This is a genomic window from Thermogemmata fonticola, assembly GCF_013694095.1.
In the GTDB taxonomy this organism is placed as follows: Bacteria; Planctomycetota; Planctomycetia; order Gemmatales; family Gemmataceae; genus Thermogemmata; species Thermogemmata fonticola.
Genome location: NZ_JACEFB010000001.1, coordinates 133,274 through 155,660 on the forward strand (window position 1 = coordinate 133,274; position 22,387 = coordinate 155,660).

At 57.4% G+C, this 22,387-nt stretch carries 14 protein-coding genes; 6 read left to right on the forward strand and 8 right to left on the reverse strand.

Annotation, left to right across the window (positions count from 1 at the left end):
* Window positions 1-4 precede the first annotated feature (4 nt).
* A complete protein-coding gene (locus tag H0921_RS00495; RefSeq protein WP_228498874.1) occupies window positions 5-2,158 on the reverse strand; it encodes a YgiQ family radical SAM protein in 2,154 nt (717 codons plus the stop codon).
* 208 nt (window positions 2,159-2,366) lie between these two features.
* Between H0921_RS00495 and H0921_RS00500 the strand changes: the two genes are divergently transcribed.
* From H0921_RS00500 to H0921_RS00510, 3 genes are all read left to right on the forward strand, one after another.
* The gene (locus H0921_RS00500; RefSeq protein WP_194536075.1) at window positions 2,367-3,296 is read left to right on the forward strand and encodes a hypothetical protein; all 930 of its coding nucleotides are present in this window, start codon (window positions 2,367-2,369) and stop codon (window positions 3,294-3,296) included.
* A 151-nt stretch (window positions 3,297-3,447) separates the two neighbouring features.
* A complete protein-coding gene (locus H0921_RS00505; protein ID WP_228498875.1) occupies window positions 3,448-4,650 on the forward strand; it encodes a PP2C family protein-serine/threonine phosphatase in 1,203 nt (400 codons plus the stop codon).
* A gap of 134 nt (window positions 4,651-4,784) precedes the next feature.
* Entirely contained in the window at window positions 4,785-7,163 is a 2,379-nt protein-coding gene (locus H0921_RS00510; RefSeq protein WP_194536076.1) for a LamG domain-containing protein, read from the forward strand.
* 35 nt (window positions 7,164-7,198) lie between these two features.
* Here H0921_RS00510 and H0921_RS00515 read toward each other — a convergent pair whose 3' ends face one another.
* The 7 genes from H0921_RS00515 to H0921_RS00545 form a co-directional block, all read right to left on the reverse strand.
* On the reverse strand, window positions 7,199-11,404 hold the full coding sequence (locus tag H0921_RS00515; RefSeq protein WP_194536077.1) for a tetratricopeptide repeat protein: 4,206 nt from the start codon (window positions 11,402-11,404) through the stop codon (window positions 7,199-7,201).
* Window positions 11,405-11,599: 195 nt separating this feature from the next.
* A complete protein-coding gene (locus H0921_RS00520; RefSeq protein WP_194536078.1) occupies window positions 11,600-12,682 on the reverse strand; it encodes a S1C family serine protease in 1,083 nt (360 codons plus the stop codon).
* Between the two features lie 58 nt (window positions 12,683-12,740).
* The gene (locus tag H0921_RS00525) at window positions 12,741-13,820 is read right to left on the reverse strand and encodes a S1C family serine protease (RefSeq protein ID WP_194536079.1); all 1,080 of its coding nucleotides are present in this window, start codon (window positions 13,818-13,820) and stop codon (window positions 12,741-12,743) included.
* 242 nt (window positions 13,821-14,062) lie between these two features.
* A complete protein-coding gene (locus tag H0921_RS00530; protein WP_228498876.1) occupies window positions 14,063-15,199 on the reverse strand; it encodes a radical SAM/SPASM domain-containing protein in 1,137 nt (378 codons plus the stop codon).
* 313 nt (window positions 15,200-15,512) lie between these two features.
* Window positions 15,513-15,767, reverse strand: coding sequence for an acylphosphatase (locus H0921_RS18405; protein ID WP_194536635.1), 255 nt, complete (start codon window positions 15,765-15,767; stop codon window positions 15,513-15,515).
* A gap of 86 nt (window positions 15,768-15,853) precedes the next feature.
* Window positions 15,854-17,440, reverse strand: a complete 1,587-nt coding sequence (locus tag H0921_RS00540; RefSeq protein WP_194536080.1) for a phytoene desaturase family protein — start codon at window positions 17,438-17,440, stop codon at window positions 15,854-15,856.
* A gap of 178 nt (window positions 17,441-17,618) precedes the next feature.
* The gene (locus tag H0921_RS00545) at window positions 17,619-19,499 is read right to left on the reverse strand and encodes an MFS transporter (protein ID WP_194536081.1); all 1,881 of its coding nucleotides are present in this window, start codon (window positions 19,497-19,499) and stop codon (window positions 17,619-17,621) included.
* 285 nt (window positions 19,500-19,784) lie between these two features.
* Between H0921_RS00545 and H0921_RS00550 the strand changes: the two genes are divergently transcribed.
* From H0921_RS00550 to H0921_RS00560, 3 genes are all read left to right on the forward strand, one after another.
* On the forward strand, window positions 19,785-20,075 hold the full coding sequence (locus tag H0921_RS00550) for a hypothetical protein (RefSeq protein ID WP_194536082.1): 291 nt from the start codon (window positions 19,785-19,787) through the stop codon (window positions 20,073-20,075).
* A 108-nt stretch (window positions 20,076-20,183) separates the two neighbouring features.
* Window positions 20,184-21,092, forward strand: a complete 909-nt coding sequence (gene xerC / locus H0921_RS00555; RefSeq protein WP_194536083.1) for a tyrosine recombinase XerC — start codon at window positions 20,184-20,186, stop codon at window positions 21,090-21,092.
* Between the two features lie 71 nt (window positions 21,093-21,163).
* Complete coding sequence (locus H0921_RS00560; RefSeq protein ID WP_194536084.1) at window positions 21,164-22,348, forward strand: thioredoxin family protein; 1,185 nt, start codon at window positions 21,164-21,166, stop codon at window positions 22,346-22,348.
* Window positions 22,349-22,387 lie beyond the last annotated feature (39 nt).

The window sequence follows — 22,387 nt, forward strand, 5'->3', positions numbered from 1 at the left end:
CAGGTCACGAGTGGGAAGGGGGAGGATTCGGGGCAGGGGAGGTTCTTTCCCGGCGGCGATGTCCCTTGCGTCCTGGACGATACCCGATGCTGGAGGCGGAGCCAGGTCCACTACGGCAGGGGGAATTCGTCCTTTGTTCTTCCCTGGCATGAGGCTGCGAGACCTGATGCTGGACAACAGCGTGGTAGTGATCATCCTCGACTGTCTTTAGCGGAGAAAACCGACGGCGGGCCAGAGCTTGGGGGGGCGGCTTGGCAGGGATCAGCCCGTCGCATCCCCCGATCAAATCGGCTCGACCGGCTTGGATCAGGGCTTCGCGGACCAAGAAGTAATTCTCTGGCTTGAAGAATTGCATCAAGGCACGCTGCCATTTCCTCTCGCGGAGCTTCCGAGCCACATAGACTGGCTGCATCGTCATCGGGTCTATGCCGGTGTAATACATGCAGGTAGCGATGTCCATAGGAGCGGGGATGAAGTCCTGCACCTGGTCCGGGCGGTAGCCGCTCCGCTTGAGATACAATGCTAATTCGATCATAGCCTGCAAGTCGCTTCCGGGATGCGAAGCGATGAAGTAGGGCACGATTTGTTGCTGGGGCTTTCCGGCGGCCCGCGACGCCGCACGGAACTGCTTCGTAAAGCGGTCGAAGTGAATCACGGGCGGCTTTTTCATGAGTTGGAGAACGCGAGGAGCCACATGTTCCGGGGCCACTTTGAGGCGGCCGCCGACGTGATGGGAGGCTAGCTCCTGCACATACTCCGGCGATTTCTCAGCTAAGTCCATCCGAATTCCTGAAGCTACGAACACCTTGCGGACTCCGGGGACTTGCCGAACGCGGCGCAGCAACTCAATCAACGGGCCGTGGTTGGTATCCAGCAGCTTGCAAATCGTGGGATGGACGCAGGAGAGTCGCTTGCATTTTGCCGCCACTTCCGGCCGGCTGCACCCCATGCGGTACATGTTAGCTGTCGGTCCGCCCACATCCGAAATGATTCCCTTAAACTGAGGGTCTTGAGTGAGGCGTTGGACCTCTCGCTCGACCGATTCCACCGAACGGCTTTGGATGATCCGTCCCTGATGCGCCGTGATGGAACAGAACGTGCAGCCGCCGAAGCATCCGCGCATGATGGTGATCGAATCCTTGATCATCTCAAAAGCCGGGATGGGTTCCCGATAACTGGGATGCGGCCGGCGAGTAAAGGGCAAGTCATAGATGGCATCCATCTCCGCTTGGGTCAGGGGCAGGTCCGGTGGGTTTTGCACCACGGCCTGCCGTTCATGAAACTGAACCAAGCCGGCAGCATTGTAGGGATTGGTATGGAGATGGATGAGGCGGGTCGCCCGCGCAAAAGCCACCTTATCCTCCCGGACTTCCTCATAGCTGGGCAGTTGTTCGTAGGTCCACGGATAGGGGCTGCGGTCGGGACAAAATTGCGACGCTTCTCGCGCCCCTAAAGGATACACGATCCCACGGAGGTCTCTCAGGTCACGTAAAGTTTGTCCGGCGGCCAGTCTCCGGGCGATCGTGACGATATTCCGTTCCCCCATCCCATAAACGAGCAGATCGGCCTTGCTGTCCAACAGGATCGAGCGCTTCACGGTATCTGACCAGTAGTCGTAATGAGCCAGCCTCCGCAGAGAAGCTTCGACGCCGCCCGCGATGATCGGCACGCCGGGGAAGGCCTCCCGTGCGCGTTGGCAATAAACGATGGTGGCACGATCCGGTCGCAAACCGATCCGGCCGCCGGGTGAGTATGCATCGTCGTTACGCACCTTCTTGTTGGCCGTGTAGTGATTGATCATCGAATCCATGTTGCCGGCGCTGATGGCGAAGAAGAGCCGCGGGCGCCCGAATTGCCGCCAGGGTTCGGCACTGCGCCAATCCGGTTGGCTGAGCATGGCTACACGAAATCCCGCCGCCTCAAGCACACGGTGCAGGATCGCCATCGCAAAGCTCGGATGATCAACGTAAGCATCCCCGGTCACGAAGACGACATCCACCCAATCCCATCCCCGTTGCTTCATCTCCGCGGCGCTCATGGGGGCAAGGGGATGATCTTGCGATGGCCGACCCGAAACGGCAGCTCGTCCGGCGGTGTTCCGCGGCAGATCATCCCACATGGGCAGCGGTGTTCGTGTACCAGCATTGACCGTTGTCATTGCTCAATCTCGTCCGAGGGGTGGAAAAGATCTTGTTGCTCCCCCGATGCTGACATTGTATGCCAGAATACGCTTGTACCGGATTTCCTCTTCTCTAGGCGGCGCGATAAGATGCTGTTCGTATCCTACAAGCCGGGCCGTCACGCGGTTGGATAGGCGTTCGTTGCCGACCGCAACAGTTAGTTTCGAGAGTACAGTGGAGGCTACCGTGAAAATTGTCCCTTATCGTGGCTGGAACAACAATCTCTGTCTGAGCAATGATGTCGCGGAAGTGATCGTGACCCTGGATGTGGGACCGCGGATCATTTCCTACCGCCTGCTCAACGGAGTCAATGTGCTGAAAAATTACGACTCCCAAATGGGCGGAACGGGTGAACCGGAATGGCAGATCCGAGGCGGGCATCGCTTTTGGATCGCCCCGGAGGACCTCACACGAACCTATTACCCTGACAATCGCCCCGTGCGATGGGAACCGTTGGGAGACTTGGCTGCTCGTTTTATACCGCCGCCAGAGGTGGAGTACGGCTTGCAAAAGATCATGGAAATCCAATTGGATCAGCGCTCGTCACGCTTGGATGTCAAATTGCAGGTCACCAATATCGGGACGGCACCGACGGAACTCGCCCCTTGGGGACCGACTGTTTTGGCTCCGGGAGGTGTCGAGATCATCCCTCTGCCGCCGAAGCGGCCCCATCCCGGCCATCCCCGCAATGCTCGCTCCCCGGCGGACTTTGCTCCCAATCAGGAACTCATCCTCTGGCCCTATTTCGACTTTGCGGACAACCGCTGGACCTTCGGCAGCCGCTACATTTTCCTCCGACAGGATGTCAATCGGGGGCCCACCAAAATCGGCTTGGCCCACCGGATGGGATGGGTCGGTTATCTCAATTCCGGCACACTTTTCGTCAAGCGCTTCGACTATCGGGAAGGGGCTGTCTATCCTGATCTGGGAACCCGATACCAAACCTTCAGCAATCAAGATATGCTGGAAATGGAAACAGTCGGTGAGTTGACCACGTTGCAAGTCGGTGAGTCAGCGACGTTGATCGAAAGCTGGGAGCTTTTCTCCCCCGTACCAGACATCCACAGCGAGGATGACGTGGATCGCTATATAGTCCCTCTGGTTGCAGGAACTTGAAGGCCACCAAGACCTGGGACCAAAAGTATCCTCGCTTGAACATTCCCTGGATTCGATCCTAGTAGGGTCCAATAACGTCTTGCCGCGCTCAGAGTGGTTCCAAAACGGAGGTAGGGGAGGGTCTTAAGGATTAGATGGGGACGAAGAATTGATGCAAGCGCCGTTGCTCAAGGTCCGTGACGTTATGGAATCTCAGCCAGTGACAGTTTCGCCCGACTGCCCCTTGCGCGAGGTGCTCCTTCTGATGAATGAGCGCCGCATCGGCTCCGTATTGGTTACAGATAGTGAACGACGCCTTCTCGGTATTTTCACGGAAAGGGACCTCTTGCGGCGGATCGTGGCAGCGCCCAGCGACTGGCTCTGCCATCCCGTCTCCGAATGGATGACCCCGCACCCCCACACGATTGGTCCGGACTTGGATTGGGAAGAAGCCATCGTGCGCATGGAACGGCTGCGCGTGCGCCATTTGCCGGTCGTAGAAAACGGAGTGGTAGTTGGTATTATCTCGACGCGATTGCTCATGGCACGCAGGACGGATTATCTCCACCGGCAGGTTGAAGCCCGTACCCGCGCTCTCAAGCAGTTGAACGACGAGTTACTGGCACGGGATGCCGAATTACGACACAATCTAAAAGCAGCAGCACGCTTTCAGACCCGCCTCTTGCTCCCTTCGGAACCGCCGACTTGGCCAGAGTTGAGTTGGGGAATTCACTATGCTCCCCTCGATCACCTGGGCGGCGATTATTACGATGTCGCCCGACCGGACCCTAACCACTTAGGCTTCCTCATCGCCGATGCCAGTGGCCACAGCATTGCTGCCATGATGGTGGCTATCATCTCCCGGATCGCCTTCAGCGAGGTCGCTCCGACAACGATTTCTCCGGGCCAGGTGCTAGCCGCCATGAACGAGCGCTTGCAAAATCTGGCCGATGACCGGTTCGTCACGGCTTTCTATGGAGTGCTCGACCGCTCAACGGGTCAGTTGACCTTCGCCAATGCGGGCCATCCGTCACCTTTGCACTTTGTGGCAGCGATTGGTGAAGTCAAGCTTCTGCGTGCCACGGGTTTCATGTTGGGCATTATGCCAGGAGAGCAATTTCGGGAAAAATGCGTTCAGCTTGGAGCAGGCGACCGCTTAGTCTTCTATACGGACGGACTGATCGAAGCTCGCAATGAGATCGGAGAAACATACGGCATGGAACGGTTGAAGGATTGTTTGCAACGCCATGGATATGAGTCTCCGGATTTTCTCTGCCGGGCGATCCTGGAGGACCAGCGCCGCTTCTGTGGGCAACAGCCGCTCCAGGACGATTTGACGCTCGTAGTGACAGCTTATACCGGACAGCCTCGTTGAAAATACCAATCTTACAAACATAGAGGTAAGGAAAATGAAATTTTTTCACCAATAGAGACAGATGGAACTGATGTATAAGGATTGTGCGGATCATTGATTCTCTGTCAAGGAGATGTGGCTAAGGGAGGTGTGCGATGGAAACTTCGACACGTCGGGAGTTCCTCCAGCAAACAGGAGTTGGCCTCGCTGTAGCTACTTTAGGAGGAAGTTGGGAGGGGACACAAGCCGCAACTGATGCGGTTGGCGGATTGCCTCCTCATCGTCCCCTGGAGGTCCCCGGAGTCCATGCTTACCCTGCCGAACACTCCCTCCACGCCGGCGAGACGCTCCAGCTCCACGTGAGCGCCAGTGTCCCTTACGATTTGGCCATTTGCCGTTTGGGACCGCGCTTCGACGACCCCGCCGGGGAGGAGGTGCTCGCGGAGTTCCTTGCACAATCCCCCGCACCTCACCCCATCCATCCCGGTTCGTACATCTATGTCCATAAATCATTATCGGAAGCGGTTCATTCTTTGAGTGTGGAATTGTGGATTCGTCCTTGGTATATATCGGAAACGCAAGCTATTCTTAGCCAATATGATCACCCTGACCAATGCTCATTAGCATTGATGGTCAATGCGAAGGGCCAGATCGTTTTCTACCTGGGAGATGGAGGGAAATATCATGCGGATGGAGAACATATATCCCCAGCGAAATCTCTGCATGTTCCTCAACCGAAAGGTCCATTGAATATACGTTGGCAACATCTAGTAGCAGTCTGGGATGGCCGGGTCAAGCGCATTTATGTCGATGGCCGAAAGATCGCCGAGTGGCGGTGGGAGGGAAAGGTAAACTGGTCTGCCGTACCCTTGCGTTGGGGGGCGGCAGGAGAGGCCGGTAAAGCCTCACACTTCCTGGATGCCGATGTGGCGATGCCGGCCATCTATTCTCGGGCTTTGAGTGAGGAGGAAATTCGCCAGCGATTTGCTGACAATGGATTGACAGTGCCCAAGGATGCCAGCCTGTTGGGCTGTTGGCCGCTGCAAGAGGAAAAAGGCGAACATGTCGCTGATGTCAGTGCGCATCAACGTCACGGAAGAATTATCAATCAAGGTATATGGATGATCGGTGGTCCCTCGTTTGATGCCAATGTGGCGCGATTTGGAACTTACGATCCGGCACAAGATACAAAACGTGGTCACGGATTACGGTTGGCATCCGACGACCTTTATGATTGCCGTTGGCCCGTTCGACATACATGGAAAATTCCAGAGGATGCCAGGCCGGGTTTGTATGTAGCCCGCTTCCGGTTTGAGTATGGCAAAACGGAGAGATATCAGTATGTAACCTTCATTGTCAAGCGGAGCAAGAATCGGCCTGCGGCACCTCTGTTGGTGTTAGCCGCCACGAACACCTGGCGGGCCTACAGCAGCACGCCGTTTGCGATACCGCCCGCGTCACGCAAACAAGTTTGGGGAACGGGAGGGATTACAAATGGTCCGACCAATCCACCGGCTTATAGCTTTTATCGCGCTCATGCCGCAGGGCAGGGCACCTTGCAGTTGGGGTTGCGGATGCCGTGGCCAGTAGCTAGCCCGTATGTGCTTTATGGCGGCCCTACAGAATACAGCCACCTCGCGCGGGCCGAGCGCCCCCTGCATGTTTGGCTGGAACAGAATGGGTACCTCTACGACATCATTAGCGATTACGATCTCCATAAACAACCCGATCTATTACGATCCTATCGTGCGGTCGTCATTGTCGGCCATAATGAGTATTGGTCCATCCCGATGTATGAAGGACTCCGCCAATACTTGCAGGGGGGCGGGCAAGTGATCAATCTGTCCGGGAACACTATCTTCTGGCGGGTCAGCTTCAATCCGGAGGGCACCATCATCGAATGCCGGAAGGTCGATGCTCCGGGAAATCAGATTCCTCCCCAGCGGCGTGGCGAAGCCTGGCATAGCCAGGATGGACGACGAGGGGGTTTGATGCGGGAATGCGGCTATCCCGGCTGGCAGCTCATCGGCTTGGAAAGCCTGGGTTGGAATAATCCGAGCAACCCGAAAAACTTCGGCCCTTTCGTCATTGAAGACCCCGACCATGCTTTGTTCCGGGCGCCGGAAAATCTCAAACTCCGCAAAGGGGATCGCATTGGCGAAGCTGGCGTGGGTAAGACCCCTGCTGTAAATGGGCATGAATTTGATGTTCGCGTATCGACACTGGCCAAGTTACAACAGCAGCCCAATCCTCCCGGAGGAAAGGTTCCTGAAGATCCGCCGGGCATCCGCTTGCTGGCCAATGGCATTGTACCCTGGAAGGAAGGAGGCGCCGCCTTCGACTATTTCATGCGTCCGGTGAAACCTGCCACGGACCAAGGCGGCGAGATGATCTATTGGGAGCGTCCGGAAGGGGGACGCGTCTTCAACGCCGGTTGTATCGGGTATGCCTGGGCCATGCTTGCTGATCCGCGTTTGCAAGGGCTGCTACGCAACGTCCTGGCTCATTTTGGTATCAAACCTCAACCCGAATAAGTCCTTGAGTTCCCTGGGGACTGCACCTGGACGCTCTAGCGGGATGGTCCTGAACGGGCCATGTTGAGCCTATCGAAGAGCGGCCGATCGGCAGCATGGATTTGGCGGGGTTCCAGGCCATGCTTGAGGGCCAGGGCGAAAGCCTCTTGAGCTTGTGAGGTCTGAGGCGGCGACTGCTCGAGATGCAGAATGGCCTTGTGGAAGTAACGTAGGGCGGTGGCCTCCAAGCGCAAGGCTTCCTGCAAGTCTTGCTCCGCTTCGGCCCACTGCTTCAAACTGATGCGTGCCCGGGCGCGGGTGTCGAGCAGATCACCTGTCAGGCCGACCTTCTGGATCGCGCGATTGACGAGTTGAAGAGCCTTTTGCGCCTGTTGGGGATCGGCGGCCAGCAACCACGCCAAGTTATTGAGCACGATAACCTGATCCGGGAATTCCTGTAGCAGGAGTTCATACTCACGGATTGCTTGTTCCAACTCATGACGCAGAGCATGATATTCCGCACGATAGAGCCGCACTGTCACATTCCGGGGTTCCTGTTGCAGGGTCTGATCGATCCACAGAAGAACACGCGATGCCACCGCTTCGCTGACTTGGGCATTGCGCACCAAGGCCAAGCCGGCTCCTGCTCGCACCTGCCCAGATAGGAAGGGTTCCAGACGTTGTAACTGTTCGAGGGCTTGATCCACGCGACCGGCATAAGCCAGCAGACCCACTAGGCCGATGGCAGCTTCCGGATGTTGTGGGACGAGCGCGGCATAGCGTTCCACAGCGGCCTCAATCATCGCCTGACCGGCGGGGCTATTTCGCACTTGGGGCAAGCGGACCAATTCATCGAACAATGAGGCGACTTGTCCCATGCGAGTCCAATAGTCCCCGCTGTTGCCCTCGGCGGCATAGGCATAACGTTCGACCCACTGCTGGGCTTTGTCTACTTGGCCGGATCGGCACCAGTACCGGGCCAGGACCGTGATGGCGCGCCAATCTGCGCCGTGGCGGAGTTCTAAGCGTTTGGCAAAAGTTTCCGCCGTCTCGTACTCCTCGGATTGGATCAGCTCTTCCAGGGCTGCGACCAGGTAATGCAGATTGTCGGGATCGTTGTTGAGCAGGGTTTGCAAGCAGCGGCGGCTTTCCGACCGGCGTCCCATCAGGCGGTAGAGCTGAGCCAGATCGTAAAGGTCTTTAGGGGCTTGACTTTTGCGCCAGGCTGCCTCCAAGGTTGATGCGGTCCGTTGCAGCAAGTGTTGCCGGGCCTCGCCGTCGAGAAAGCGGCTCAAGGTAGCGAAGACCTGGGCGGTGGCTCGCAATTCCGCCGCACTGGCCCCCTCATCCTCACGCGTTTGCTCCAAAAGATGGGCTGCTTGCTTGCGGCCCGCCTCAGTGCCTTGCAGGACATAGAGCAGTGCTAGTTGCCTCTGAGCCCAGACTCGCTCGCTGCGCTCCCGTGCCGGATGCCGGAGATAATCCTCCAGCAGTGTGATCGCCTCCGAATGGCGTTGTCGAGCCAGTTTCAGACTCAGCCTCGTTTGAAGGTAAACCCGCCGTTCCTCCGTACTCTCCAAGGCATTGATATCGGTCCCATCGGGAGCAGAAGCCGAGAGCGCCTCCCGCAGTACAGCCAGTGAGGCGGCGTAGGTCGAGCCGGACAGTTTGGTCCGTGCTGCCTGCATTTGCTCCGGTCCAAGTATCAGGGCGGCGCGCAGCCAATCGTCGGCATTCGCCCGACGGCTTTGAACAGCTTCGCGGAGCAGGGCAGTCGCTTGGGGAAGTTGCCAGCGTGCTGCAATTTCGCCCAGCCAACTGAGGCCGCCGGCTTGCCGCTCGACCAAGGGGCGTAATTGGTCGATTGCCCAAGCCCGCTGTTCCGCGGGCAGGGAAGCCACCAGTGCCTGAATCATGCGCCGGATTGCCAAAACTCCCCAACGGGGATCGCAGCGCAGGCGTTGGATGACCGCTTCCACGCGGGTCGTATCCTGACGCATAAGTAATTGGCGGAGCCACTCGTATGCCACAGCGAAATGAGTGGGATGCCGCTGGAAGGTACTGGCGAGTAAACGCGCGGCCTGCTCGTGCTGCTCCATCTGCTGGTGCAAGCGAGCCAGAGCGAGAGCTGCATCGGGCTGGCGGGGCAGGGGACCGAAGCGGGTGGTTAGACGCGACAGCAACTCCGCCGCTGCGGAGCGATCGGCATCATAGGCTTGACAGAGAAGTACATGTTCACCATCCGGCCCTAGTCGCTCCAATAGTACCTGATACGCTTTTTGAGCGATGGATTTCTGACCGGTTTGGACTCCCTTCTGGTATAAGCGCAGCCATAGCGTAGGGTCTTGCGGACGGCGTGCGGCCAGTTGTTCCAACAGGGCGATGACCTGGGATGTCTCCTCGGCCACCTCGAAGACATCGAGCAAACCGTGGAGCAAGCGAATCTGATCCCCGTCTGTCCAGCTTTCGACATGCTGGCAGAGCGTTAGCAAGGGCCGCATACGCCCCGGTTCGGAAACCATGATCGATCCGCGACCAAGCCGAATATCGAGTTGATCTCCACACGCGGCTTGAGCTTCTTCAGCCACTCCTAACGCCGCCGTACTGCCTTGCCACTCGGCTGTGGTGTGGATCAAGGCCAGCCAGAGGGGAATGTCGTTAGGCCGCCGTCCCAATTCGCGGCGCAACCGCTGGACCGCCTCGGCATATCGGCCCTGAGCACGCAGCACCTCGGACTGCAAAACCGCCGGTTCGCTACTGGACGGTGGAAAGCGGTTCGCCACCTCCTCAGCCACTTGTTCCAGACGCCGCCATTCGTCCGCTTTTCCCTGGTTGCAACGCAACAAGTGAGCTTGAAAGCGTACCCAATGCGCGACAATGGGACCCGACGAATAGGGGGAGTGGGCTGCTTGTTCCCACACCCGTTCCGCATCAGCGAATCGCCCGGAGTCGAGATAGAGTTGTCCCAATCCATGCAAAGCTTGCACATTGTGGGGTTCGACAAGTAGGACGCTTTGGAAGGATTTCTCCGCTTCTTCCCGTTCTCCGATTTGTTCCGCACATACCGCGCGTAGGAGGTGCAACTGTATCCCCAAGGCCGTTAGGCGTTGCACCTCTGGCTGTAACTGGTCGATCAGTCGCATGGCTTCCGACCAGTTCTGATCACGCATCGCCAATCGGATTTGCAAATAGCGCCGGGGAATCGCGGCTGTGGAAGAACTCGGCAAGCGGCGGAGGATCTCCGCAGTTCGTGCCTTGTCCCCTTGTTGGATCAGCAGGTCTGCCAAAGGAATGAGCAAGTCCTGGGCTTCGGGAAGTTGCCGCAAGCCCTCTTCCAGGATGGCGATGGCTGCGGGGATGTTGCCACGACTGACTTCAAGCCAAGAAGCGGCTCGCACAACACGTATCTCGCGCGGATACAGATGGCGAGCTTCTCGTAGCAGATACTGAGCCACATCCCAGCGGAAGCGTCGCTGATAAATCTCGGCCAATAGCAGAGTCGCTTCGAGATTTTCTGGGTCCAACTCGCAGACTCGCTGCAAATGCTTTAGGGCGACGCCGCTATCCCCGCCCCCCGCGGTGCTGTCCTCCGCCAAGTACGTTTCAAACCGCGCCCGTGTTAGATGGGCTTCTGGGTCGGATGGTATAGCCTTGACCATCTGTTCCAGGACTTCCCGTGCTGCCGAGGGGTCATTCAGATTTCGCCACAACAATTGAGCCAACCGCTGGTAGGCGAGCAATTCCTGAGGAGCTAGTTGCACGGCTTTTTCATAACAGCGGCGAGCTTCAAGCAGCCGGTTCAAGCCAGCTTGGGCGGCTCCCAATTGCTGCCAAAGTAGTGGGTCTTCGGGGTAGGTCTTCAGCAGGGTTTCCGCATGGACCAAGGCATCGGAATAGCGGCCAATCCGCAGAGCTGTTGCCAGTGCTTCCCGGCGGATATCGTGACGTTGGGGGTCGGCGTGCAGAATCTGATCGTACAGGAAAAGCACTTCCGCGAGTGTGCGCCCTTGGGAGTGGCGCTGCCGTAGCAGTTGGGCCAAGCGGATTCGGGCCTCGACATCGTCCCTGCGAAACTCCAGATACTGGCGGTAATAATGGATGGCAGCATCGAGCCGATGTTCGTCCTCGGCCCGCTGGGCTTGTGTCAAGAGGGCTTCGGGAATCCGTTCGGCCTGCAACTGATGCAAACCCCACAGTGCCCCCGTGAACAGGAGCAAGATGAGGGTCAAACGGATCAGGAAGCGCTTGTTGATTGTCGGCATAGATGCTGCATCCTTGCGAGAATCTGCGGTGTCAGGCGGCTGGATTGTGCACAGCCTCGTCGTCCTTGCTCCCCTACAACGCGGTATCCTACGCCGTCCGCGAGGATGAAATCAAGACTGGAAACGCAGGTGGAAGAGGCTGGGAACCGGTAATAGGTTCCGAATTAGACTTGACCTGCTGGCGCGGCAATCGCGTCACTTATCTTGTCCGTTTTTTTCGTCTTTACGAGGTGGAGTGGAGGTGGAAGTTCCAGAGGAGGACGGCGCGAATTTGCCCGCTTTGAACTCGGCTATCAGCGGAACAATAATCTCCGCCGGCAGAACATGGGTCTCGACCCGCCCGGCGCGAGCAATACACAAGCCGAGGACATTGCCATCGAGGTCCACTACAGGTCCGCCGCAGTCGCTGGGCTTGAGGAACATATCGGTTTGTAGAATCAGTGGAAAGCCGGTCCGCCGACCGGAGAGTGTTCCGCCTAAGCGATTCTGAATATCGCTACGATCAGGCATGGTTTGTTCGCCGAGTGTGACTTCGACAGTGTGTTCCTTTCCGTCACGCAAGTATGTCACCCGAACCTTATCGTTAGGGCGAGAATTTTCCAAAGCATCGCGTAGGGCTTGCCGTCCCGGTGTTTTCACTCCGTTGACGGCGACGATGATATCCCCTTCTTTCAGGCCAGCTTTGGCCGCCGCGCTATTCCGCTCGACGCGGGTGACCTTCGCCCCAATCACCTTCCCCGTGTCATCCGTCGGGTCTTCCGCCGTCATGAACACACCCAAATAGCCGCGATTGAGATTGTCGATCATGGCGTCAGGACCTGTAGGTTTACGGGTGACCGCACTGACAATCCCCACCGCGACCGGCTCGCTTTTGATGTCAATAGCTGCGACCCAAGCTCCAGGCTTGACCTTCCGACTGTCTCCGAAACGCAGCGGTTTGAGGTTACGCACATCGACATGGAGCATCGCCAAATCCGTCGGCCGATGCGATCCCACAATCCGAGCTGGAAACTCGGTGCCATCCACGAACCGGACCGTGATATTCTCCCCGGATCGTAATTCGCTGGCCTTGGTTAAGATGTAACCGTCTGCGGCAACAATTGCTCCGATCGCCACGTCCTGATCATTGACCCGCACGCGTACTGTAGAGTCCCGTACAGGCTCAATCACGCTGCGGAATGGGGCTAGCAAGCGGGAGTTATTGGACAGTTGCGCCCACCCCGGTGCGGACCACAACCCAGCAATGGCGAGAGCAAACAGGAAGCGATACATCATCATGGGAACCTCACACACGATGCCACCTTTTCTAAGGGAACAGGAACCGAACCTGTGATGCTTAACTGCCACCGGGACGCCGACCGAGTTTCACGGACAGCGTCATGATGGTCGTGCCCCGGCGGATCGTCAGCTTGATTTCATCCCCGGGTTTATATTTCGCCATCATTTCTCGAAATTGTTTCACGGATTTAATTGGCTGGCCATTGAACTTGGTGATAGTGTCTCCCGCTTTCAGGCCCGCTTGACCCGCCGGGGTGTTCGGCTCCACTTCTTCCGTAATCCAGGCATCGTCTTCCTCGTCGTCCGGGAACACCACCCCCAGGAATGGTGGACTCTGTGCAGGTTGACCGGGTCGCGAAGGCCGACCCACAACTTCGCCAGCCACCAAAGCCTTCCACTCCATTTGGAATTTCTCGATGGGAACATGGATGTTCTGATTTAAGGTCAAACCAATGCGGCTATGGATACCCACGACTCGGCCATCCAAGTCAAAAAGCGGACCTCCCGAATCTCCGCCTACGAGGGCACAGTTGGTTCTGACCAGCTCGGAAATGACATTTTCCACGCGCCCCAAACGAGCTACGGGCGGCCGATCCGTTTTCGGACCGCCGGGATGTCCCAATGCGACCACCCATTGACCTCGCTTCAACTCCTCGGATTTGCCCAACGGGACGGCTGGCCATTTGCCCCCAATCGGACCAGGATCCGTGATTTGGACCATCCCCGCATCGGTTTTCGGATTGATCCCCAACGTCTTGCCATTCACTTTCCGTCCGTCCGATAACACGATCTTGCAGGCACGCCCAGCTTTGTAGTCCGCACCCTTGGTGAAGGGACTATCACCCGCAATCACATGGGCGGCCGTCAGAACCAAGCCATCCTCGCTGACAATCACACCGCTGCCGGCTCCGATGCCGATGAGTATGCCCACCGTCGAGGGGGTGCACTTTTCGATGACCTGTTGAACCCGATTCTGCAAAGCACGCAGTTGTGAGACATCGGTCGGAAAATCAGTGCGATCTGTTGGCCAAGTGGTGTCTTCAGCCACAAAAGCCCCCGATCGGGTTGGCAGCAAGGCAATACCCAGCCCCAGCACCGCAAGGGCTTGGATCATGCGCCACTTCATATGTGGGATCATTTCAACTCCTTACAATCTCCCAAACTCGCGCACGGCTTTTATCGTGCCAACGGCGGAATAATTATCCGGCGCCATTTCCTCCGTTATCCATTTTTCCGCTCAATCTGCCCTGTTGCAACACCTCTTATGAATTTTCGGCGAAAATGGCCCCTTACAGTCCACCCCTTCAGCGTTTACTAGCGAGAATGACCGGCGTGCACGTAAAATCTCCCGGAAGTCGTCGCACTTACCTGGAGTTACCATTATCCGGGATAGCGCTTACCGGAAGCATTGGGTGCACGAACCGCTCTTGGTACCCGCTCCGTACCGAGAGGAACGAGGTGGGCGGCTTCTGGAACAGGTGGCTTGGTCCATCGACCGACTTGGCCGCCGCCGCCAGGAACTCCCTTCACGAGTCCACGAGTCAAAATGTACCAGCAGAAAAAACAGTGATTGCTAGTCGCACCGGGCAACGCCGCGGGATTCTCTGCCAATATCTGATCCCGCAATGCTGACAACCCGTGGCGGAAGATGGTACCCACCACCGGGTGCCGCCGAGCACGCCGTATGATAGTCCGGACATCATCACGGTAGATATTGCCGATGGTGAGTTGATCCAGGTCCGAGGCAAAGCCACAGCACGGCTTGACGTCTCCGCGAGGATTGACGATCAGGGCTTGACCTGGACCCTCGCAATAATCTTCGATGAACCATTTGCCATCCCACGGCTGGCCCGGCAAGTTTTCGGCTCGTTCCACGGGCGCCAAATGGTTCCAGCACAGCGTCATCGTCAGGGTGTCACTCACCAGCAAATAACGGCCGAGCACAGGGGAATATTCCACCACGGCGTTGAGTGCACGGGCTAAACGCTGAATAGGTTCCAAACCGGTATCGGGACTCCTACTGGCATAACTGAGAGAAAGTATTGTATCGGAGGCAAATACGTCCCGCACAATGCGACAGAATTGTGCCAGCTTTTCGGTGTGAACGCCATGGAATTTATCGACGGAAAGCCCGATTTTGCCGTGGTAGCCAGCGTCGCGTAATTGGGTCAGCACCCGGCGCAAATGCTGCTCCTCCTCGAACCACACGCCGTTAGTCATGAGCTTATCGAAGCGGAATCCGAGTTTGGCAGCACGACGGGTGATCGTGATGAGAAAGTCTGGGCAGAGAAAGGGTTCGCCTCCAGTGAAGCCCAAACGTCGGATACCTTCGCTGGGACATTGTTCTAGAAAGCGGAGGGCAGCGGTAACATCCAATTGGTCCGTCCATTCGATCGGTACGCAGCAGTGAGGGCAAGCCAGATTGCACTGATAGGTAGGGGCGAAAGAAAGATAGTCGGGTCGAAACGTGCGGCGTTTCGAGCAGCGGCTATCGTGCTGAATCCAATCTCGGCTCAAAGTTGACCCCAGCTTTCAGAAATTAGACACATCTGATGGCCCAAGTATAGTTTACGGAATGTTCCGAGCGAAACCGAGTCGATGGACATTTTATCAGAATAAACTAGAAGGTGAAGGTGAGGTTATCCGGGAAAGCAGGGAGGAAGGCGGAGATGGAGGTATCCCAGAAGGGACGAGGCGAGGCAAGGCGCAAGGACACGGCAGAATTCATAAAGCGAAGGGTGGGAGGCTGGTGATTTAATCAAACATAATGATCATTATCGGACGTTAAACCTCCCCACACTCGATCCCCACCCACCGCCCGAACCGCTTCCTACGTCACAATCTGAAAACCTTCCATCGCTTCATCCGCAACTGCGTAGCTTTCCTCCCCTTCGATGTATCCCCGCATTGCCTGCCGTAGATGTGATAAAAATTGCTCCACGCCCTCATCATCCCCTTGGACCCACAATTGCACTCTCCCGTCGGCCAAATTCCGCACCCATCCCTGTACGCCGTATCTCCTCGCAAGTCCCGCTGCTGTAACGCGGAATCCGACCCCTTGCACCCGGCCACAATAATAGATTATTCAGGCCATTGTCTCCCCCTCCCGATCGGGATGATTTCCGCTGGCCATATAGCACTTGTTGCTTACCGAGCTGGCAAGTCTGCTGTCTATCTGTCGCGGAGCATTTCCCGGGCGGCGTTGTATCCGCAGGCCCCCATCACGCCCCCTCCGGGATGCGTCCCCGCCCCGCACAAATACAGGCCACGTATAGGTGTCCGATAATTCGCATATCCCCCCACAGGACGGAAGCTGAACATCTTATGCAAGCTCATGGCCCCGTGCATGATGTTTCCACCTGTGATTCCCCAAACCTTTTCCATATCCGGAGGAGGTATGACCATCCGGTGCAACACGCTGGCCTTGAATCCCGGAGCATACTCCTCCATCACGTCAAAGCAGCGGTCTGCGAAGCGATCTTTTTCCTGATCCCACGTCGTGCCTTTGAGGTGATACGGTGCGTATTGGACAAACATGCTCAAAATGTGTTTTCCCGGCGGAGCGAGGGAGTCGTCCAAGGCCGTGGCCATGGTGCATTCCAGCATCGGATTTTCCGCCCAACGGCCGTATTTGGCATCATCATACGCCCGCTCGATGTAGTCCAGGTCCGGGCAGATGTGCATCGTGCCGTGGTGCTGCGGGCCAACCCCCTCACCCGGCAAGCAGCGAAAGTTCGGAGGCCGGTCCAAAGCTACGTTGATTTTCACCGTAGCGGAACTGAAGTCGATGCGGCGGATGGCCGCTACGAAATCCGGGGGCAGTTCCTTTTCCTCAACGAGGCGTAGAAAGGTGACGTGAGGGTCGGCATTGGAGGCGATTTGCCGCGCCCGCAGCTCGGTTCCATCACGCAACGCCACCCCATAAGCTTGGCCGTCTCGTATCAGAATACGGATCACTTCCGCGTCTGTGCGGATCTCCGCCCCAAAACTTCTGGCAGCCGCCGCCAAGCTCTGGGCGATCATCCCCATCCCACCGCGAACATACCCCCACACCCCCCGCACGCCATTGCATTCCCCCATGACATGATGGAACAGCACGTAGGCGGTTCCCGGCTGCGAAGGGGAAGCAAAGGCACCAATCACCGCATCGGTGGCCAAGGTGGCTTTGAGCGGCTCGGATTCGAACCAGCGTTCCAGTATAGGGCGAGCTGCGCCAGTCAGAATCTCGACAGCTTCATTCGCTAGCGGTATCCCCAACTTGCGGAACTTCCAGCCCAATTCCGCGATTCTCCAGAGATTCCCCGGTCGGATTGAGAACGGATCCGGCGGTGTTTGCATCAACCACGGTTCCAGAAAATGGGCAAGGCGGCTAAGCATTTCTTCGTAGCGTGGGTAATTCTCAGCGTCTTTCGGAGAGAATTTGGCAATCTCTTTCAAGGTTAGGTTCCGATCCGGACCCATCATGAGATAACGGCCATCGAGCAATGGTGTGAAGGAGGACGGGTTCCTCGGAATCATCTCGAAACCGTGGCGTTTGAGGTCTAAGTCCCGAATGATTTCCGGGCGCAAGAGACTGTTGACATAGGCGGCGGTTGAGACTTTGAACCCGGGCCATAACTCCTCGGTAATGCAACAGCCGCCGAGAATCGAGCGGCGTTCCAGCACCAGCACGCGGCGCCCTGCCCTCGCCAAGTAGGCAGCGCAGACTAGACCGTTATGACCACCGCCAATGATGATGACATCGTAGTCGGATGGCATGGCAGCCCCCTTGTGGCACAATATGCCCCGTGAGTAAGCACAACCGCGGGATAGTGCCCGACACTCTCAGTGATAGCAGGGGCCAAGGCGAAAGCCTACCGGCACGAGCTGTACCGGCACGACCTTCCGATGAGTAGCAGTAGGATTGGTAATAGCGGATCGCCTAATTCGAGCGGAATCAGTAATCGCGGGTTTCGTGCTCCGCTCCGCCATGTTGTAGATGGACCTGTTTATACCCTCCCAGCAGCCAGAAGTAAAGGATCAGGACCAGGAAACCGGCGGCCAAGGTGGCGGGCACGACGGCTGTATAAAGCAAGGCCATCTTGGCGCCGTAGAGCCGAGCTTGGGGCAGAATGTGTTGGTCCTCTGAGAAGTGGGGCAACCCTTCCTGCACCCACCATTGATACAGCTTGCGGAGATTTTCTTCGAGTTTGGGTTCGACGGGCCGGCCTTGGCGCTTGAGGGTCTCGATGGTTTCCAGATCGCTTTCCAATGTCGTCTTCTGTTGGGGTCGGGGTTTACCATTCTCATCCAGAATGGCCGCGTAGTCTTGAAAGACTTTCAGCCGAGCGTTGTCGATGCCTGCCACCTTCGGCGCCACCTGTGGGAAGAGAGAGGAGAGAATGGGGAAACCTTTGAGGTCGGGTTGTCCGGACTCCGTGCGGGCCTTATAGCGCTCGTAAGTCTGCTGCCGTTCGGGTGTCTCCTGCAAGTAGGACACGGCAAAGTAGTCTTGCTTATAGCCGATTCCTGGTCCTCCGAGGATACCGGCACTGATCATGCCAATCCCCCCACTCAAGCCTAATGCCAAGGCGCCTCCCTTGGGAAACCGCTCGGAGATTACCCCCAGCAGTGTTGGCCAGTAGAACGTCTTGCCGATGCCGTAGATGGTGACGGCCAAAAGCCAGGGCCAGATGGAATTGATCGCGGGATTGCCGAGCAGATACAAACCGACGACCCCCAACACCGCGCTGAAGAAGAGCAAGCCCACAGGGTTGATCTTGTGCACGATGGGACCTGCGAAGAAACGGAGGGTAAACATCAGGATGTTAGTCCAGATGAAGGCCAAAGTGGCTTGCGTCTGATTCTGAACCACTTGATCGGTGATGTTGGTGATCCAGCTATCGGTCCCCAACTCCACGTAGCCGACCAAGGCATGCATGATGTAGAGTAAGGCCAGTACCCAACTGCCAATGCTGAAGTTGGTGTACCAAGCGAAGACCAACCAAATGACCAAGGCAATCCCGCCGCCGAGATAACTCAGAATCATATCCCGTTTTTCCGGATCATCAGTGCTTATGGCTGGACCGACCACACTGGGTAGAAAACTGGCCAACGCCATAGCAATCATGACAGCGGCGAAGGTAAAGCCGAACAAGCCGATGGTCTTCATCATGTCCGAGACGGACACACCAGCACTCTTGGCTTCAGAACTGGGGAAGCGCCGGCCGACCATCATGATTCCGTAGATGAAAACCGGGATCAGAAAAACTCCGAGTTTATATTCCCAGCGGATGTCCGGCGCAAACTGTTTGAAACCGAGCATGATGACAGCACCGAGAATCAGCCCTCCCGGCCAGCCGGCGTGCAGAATGTTGAGCCAGTGTGTCTTGTTCTTGGGAAAGAGGGTGGCGGTCAGGGGGTTGATCACCGCTTCGCAGGTTCCGTTGCCCAGGGCAAAGAGCCACATGCCCAAGTTGAGACAGTAGAAGGCCCCTTCCTTGCCGTACTGATTGAAAACAGGCGTGGCGGCAAAGGTGACCACGGCGGAGAGTGTATGGAGCAGAAACGCCACCACCATGAGCTTGCCGTAGCCGAAACGGTCGGCCAAAAAGCTGAAGAAAATGATGGCGAGGCCGAAGCCGACGAGTCCTCCCCCGGTGATGGTTCCCAATTCGGTTTGGGTGAACCCAAATTGATTGCCCCAATCTTTGAGGATTTCCACCCCGCGGACCGAAAACCCGATCCCCGCAGCAATCAGGGTGAAAAAACTGGCCCAAAACAAGATTTTGTCATTCAGGGTGGGGCCGTTGGACGCAGCAGGAGCTGTCGTGCTCACGGATTCTCTCCGGTTTGCGGGCGACGCCACTTACTGGCTCGTCGACCCAAAGCCTGGTACGCCGATGACTTCAGGGAAAAGCGTGCGAAAGTTTACCCATGTGTCAAGAGGGAAGCTAGGGAAATACGCCACCCTTGGGAAAAAATCGCCGCCTCGCAGAGCCAATTGCGGAAATTGTAGCGATTCTGCCAGGCGTAGCGATTTTAACTTGGCCAAAATGGGTACACCAGCTGACTTATTCAATCCCAGGGAAGTTGCTCTGCCACAAACTCCGATGGCAGAGATATGAGACGGACATGGCCAGACAATGGCGATCCGCTACAAACCTGGAACGTCGTGGCCCTGATCAAGGGACACGAACGGTTTATATTCGTTTACGACGCGATGAGCCGGGAGATGCTCATCGACGAGATCCGCTACCGGGCAGCGGACCCGGACTCGCCGATCAATTGGCAGGATGCCACATTACTCACGCAGCGCATTCGCCAGGACTCCGAAGGCTTGCATCCCCACCACCCCTTTATCTCGTCACACTCCGACGAATCCTACCGCTTCGATTCTCCGGAAAGCCCATAAGGGGGAATAGAGCAACTTCGGCGATGAAAGGGTGGTTTCAGGAGGTGCTGACGGCTAGGAAACCTGGGTGAGAGTGTCATTGAAGTACCGCAACCGGGATGGAATTCCTTGACTCTTGAACAGCATCTGGCGGACTTTTTCCTGCATCTGAGCATAGAGCGGAACGCCTCTGCGATGACGATCAAGTCCTACCGCGAGGACTTGATGCAATTGGTGTCCTATCTCCGGGAGCAGCGCCGGAAAACTGCCTTGGAGGTGGCAGACTGGTCGATGCGAGCCTTGCGTGGCTGGCTCGTCTGGCTGCATGAGCAGGGGTATTCGCGCAGTACGATTGCCCGGCGGCTGGCTGCGGCGCGCGCCTTTGGCCGGTTTCTCTGCCGCCAGGGAGCACTTCAGATCAATCCAGCTCAAAGCCTGCGGGGGCCGCGCCAAGAGCGGAAACTGCCCCAGTTCCTCACCCAAGAACAGATCCGCCGACTTTTGCAGGCCCCCTTCCCCGGAACGTGGCAGGGTGTGCGGGATCGCGCCATCTTGGAGGTGCTTTATTCGGCAGGACTGCGCGTCAGCGAACTCGTGGGACTGGATTTGGACGATGTCGAGCTTCGGGAAGGTTTTCTGCATGTTCGGGGGAAAGGAAAGCGGGAACGGCTGGCGCTCTTAGGACCGGCAGCCCAGCAGGCCCTGACGGAGTGGCTGACGGCTCGTGAGGCGTTTTTGCAACAGCGGAGAACTCGTCAGACACCCGCCGTTTTCGTGAACCGCTTCGGGACCCGGCTGAGCAGCCGCAGCGTCGGACGGCTTTTGCAAACCTATTTGCGACGAGCCGGCATCGAGACTCGAACCAGCCCGCACACACTACGGCACACCTTCGCTACTCATTTGTTGGATGCGGGTGCCGACATCCGAGGTGTTCAGGAACTACTCGGCCACAAGCAATTGACAACGACGCAAATCTACACCCACGTATCGACCCGCCGCCTGCGAGACAGCTACCGCCAAGCGCATCCGCGAGCTTAGCATGCCTACACGGAGGACGGACCGGCTCAAGGAATGACACACCCCGACAGTTTGACACCGAGGAATGTTGTATGAAAATCCTGCACCGGCCCCTCTGGCCTACCGTGACACTGGGGTTCCTCATCGCTCTTCCCTCCTCCGCTTGGCCGCAATGGTTTCGCAACACCACTGAGGTTGTCCGGTGGGAAACGGACTACAATGCGGCACGTCAGAAAGCGGCGGAGAAGGGCTTGCCGCTCTTTGTGATCATCGGGACGGAACATTGTTTTTATTGCCGCAAACTGGAACATGGCCCCTTGCGGGAAGCGTCAATCGTTGCTCACCTCCAGCGGCATTTCGTTCCCTTGAAAATCGACGCGCAGCGGGAGGTGGAACTAGCCCGTGCCCTGCGCGTGCAAGTTTACCCGACGATCGTACTCGCCGGACCTGATGGCAAAATTCATGCCTTCATCGAGGGATACCAGGACAGCCAGCGGTTGGAGGAACATTGCAAGCGGACGCTGTTGGCCGTCCATACGCCTCAAGGTCCCGCGCGGGATTTTGAGCAAGCCTCTCAAGCGCTCTCCAGCGGGGATTATCCGCGGGCCATCGCTTTGTTGCGCCAGGTGAGCCGGGAAGCCAGAGATCAACCGGTCGCTCACAAAGCCCGGCAGTTGCTCGAACAGATTGAAAAGCAGGCCGCTCAGAAACAGCAACAAGCGCAGGAGTTTCTAACTCAAGGCCAGACCCGCGAAGCGCTAGAACTTTTGAGCGAAGTCGTCCGGCGCTACGCCGGGACGACCGCTGCGGAGAGTGCGGCCGAGCAGATGCAACGCCTGACGGCTCGAACGGAGGTCCAGCAGCAGTTACGCCAGCGCAGTGCTCAGGAACTTCTCGCCGCGGCACGGGAGGATTTCCGACGGCAGCAGTACTACGATTGCCTGCTCAAATGCGAACAATTGCAAAGCGGATTCCCCGGCCAGCCGGAGGCCCAAGAAGCGGGGCGACTGGCGGCGGAGATCAAAAAACATCCCCAATATCTCTCCCGTGCCTGCGAACAATTGCAGCAGCGAACCGTGCAGTTGTCCCTCGACTTGGCCGAGGCCTGGCTAGCTCAAGGGCAAACGGCCGAAGCCATCGCTTGTTACGAGCGCGTGGTCCGCCTGGCTCCCGGTTCGCCTCAGGCCCAAGCGGCGTCTACCGCCCTGAACCGCCTCAAGACCCAAGGGACGGGAACACCAGCGGGGGGGACTCCCACAGGCATGGTCAAACCCTGATGAAGGTAGCTGCCCGTCTTGTCGGAGATACCTGCCCCT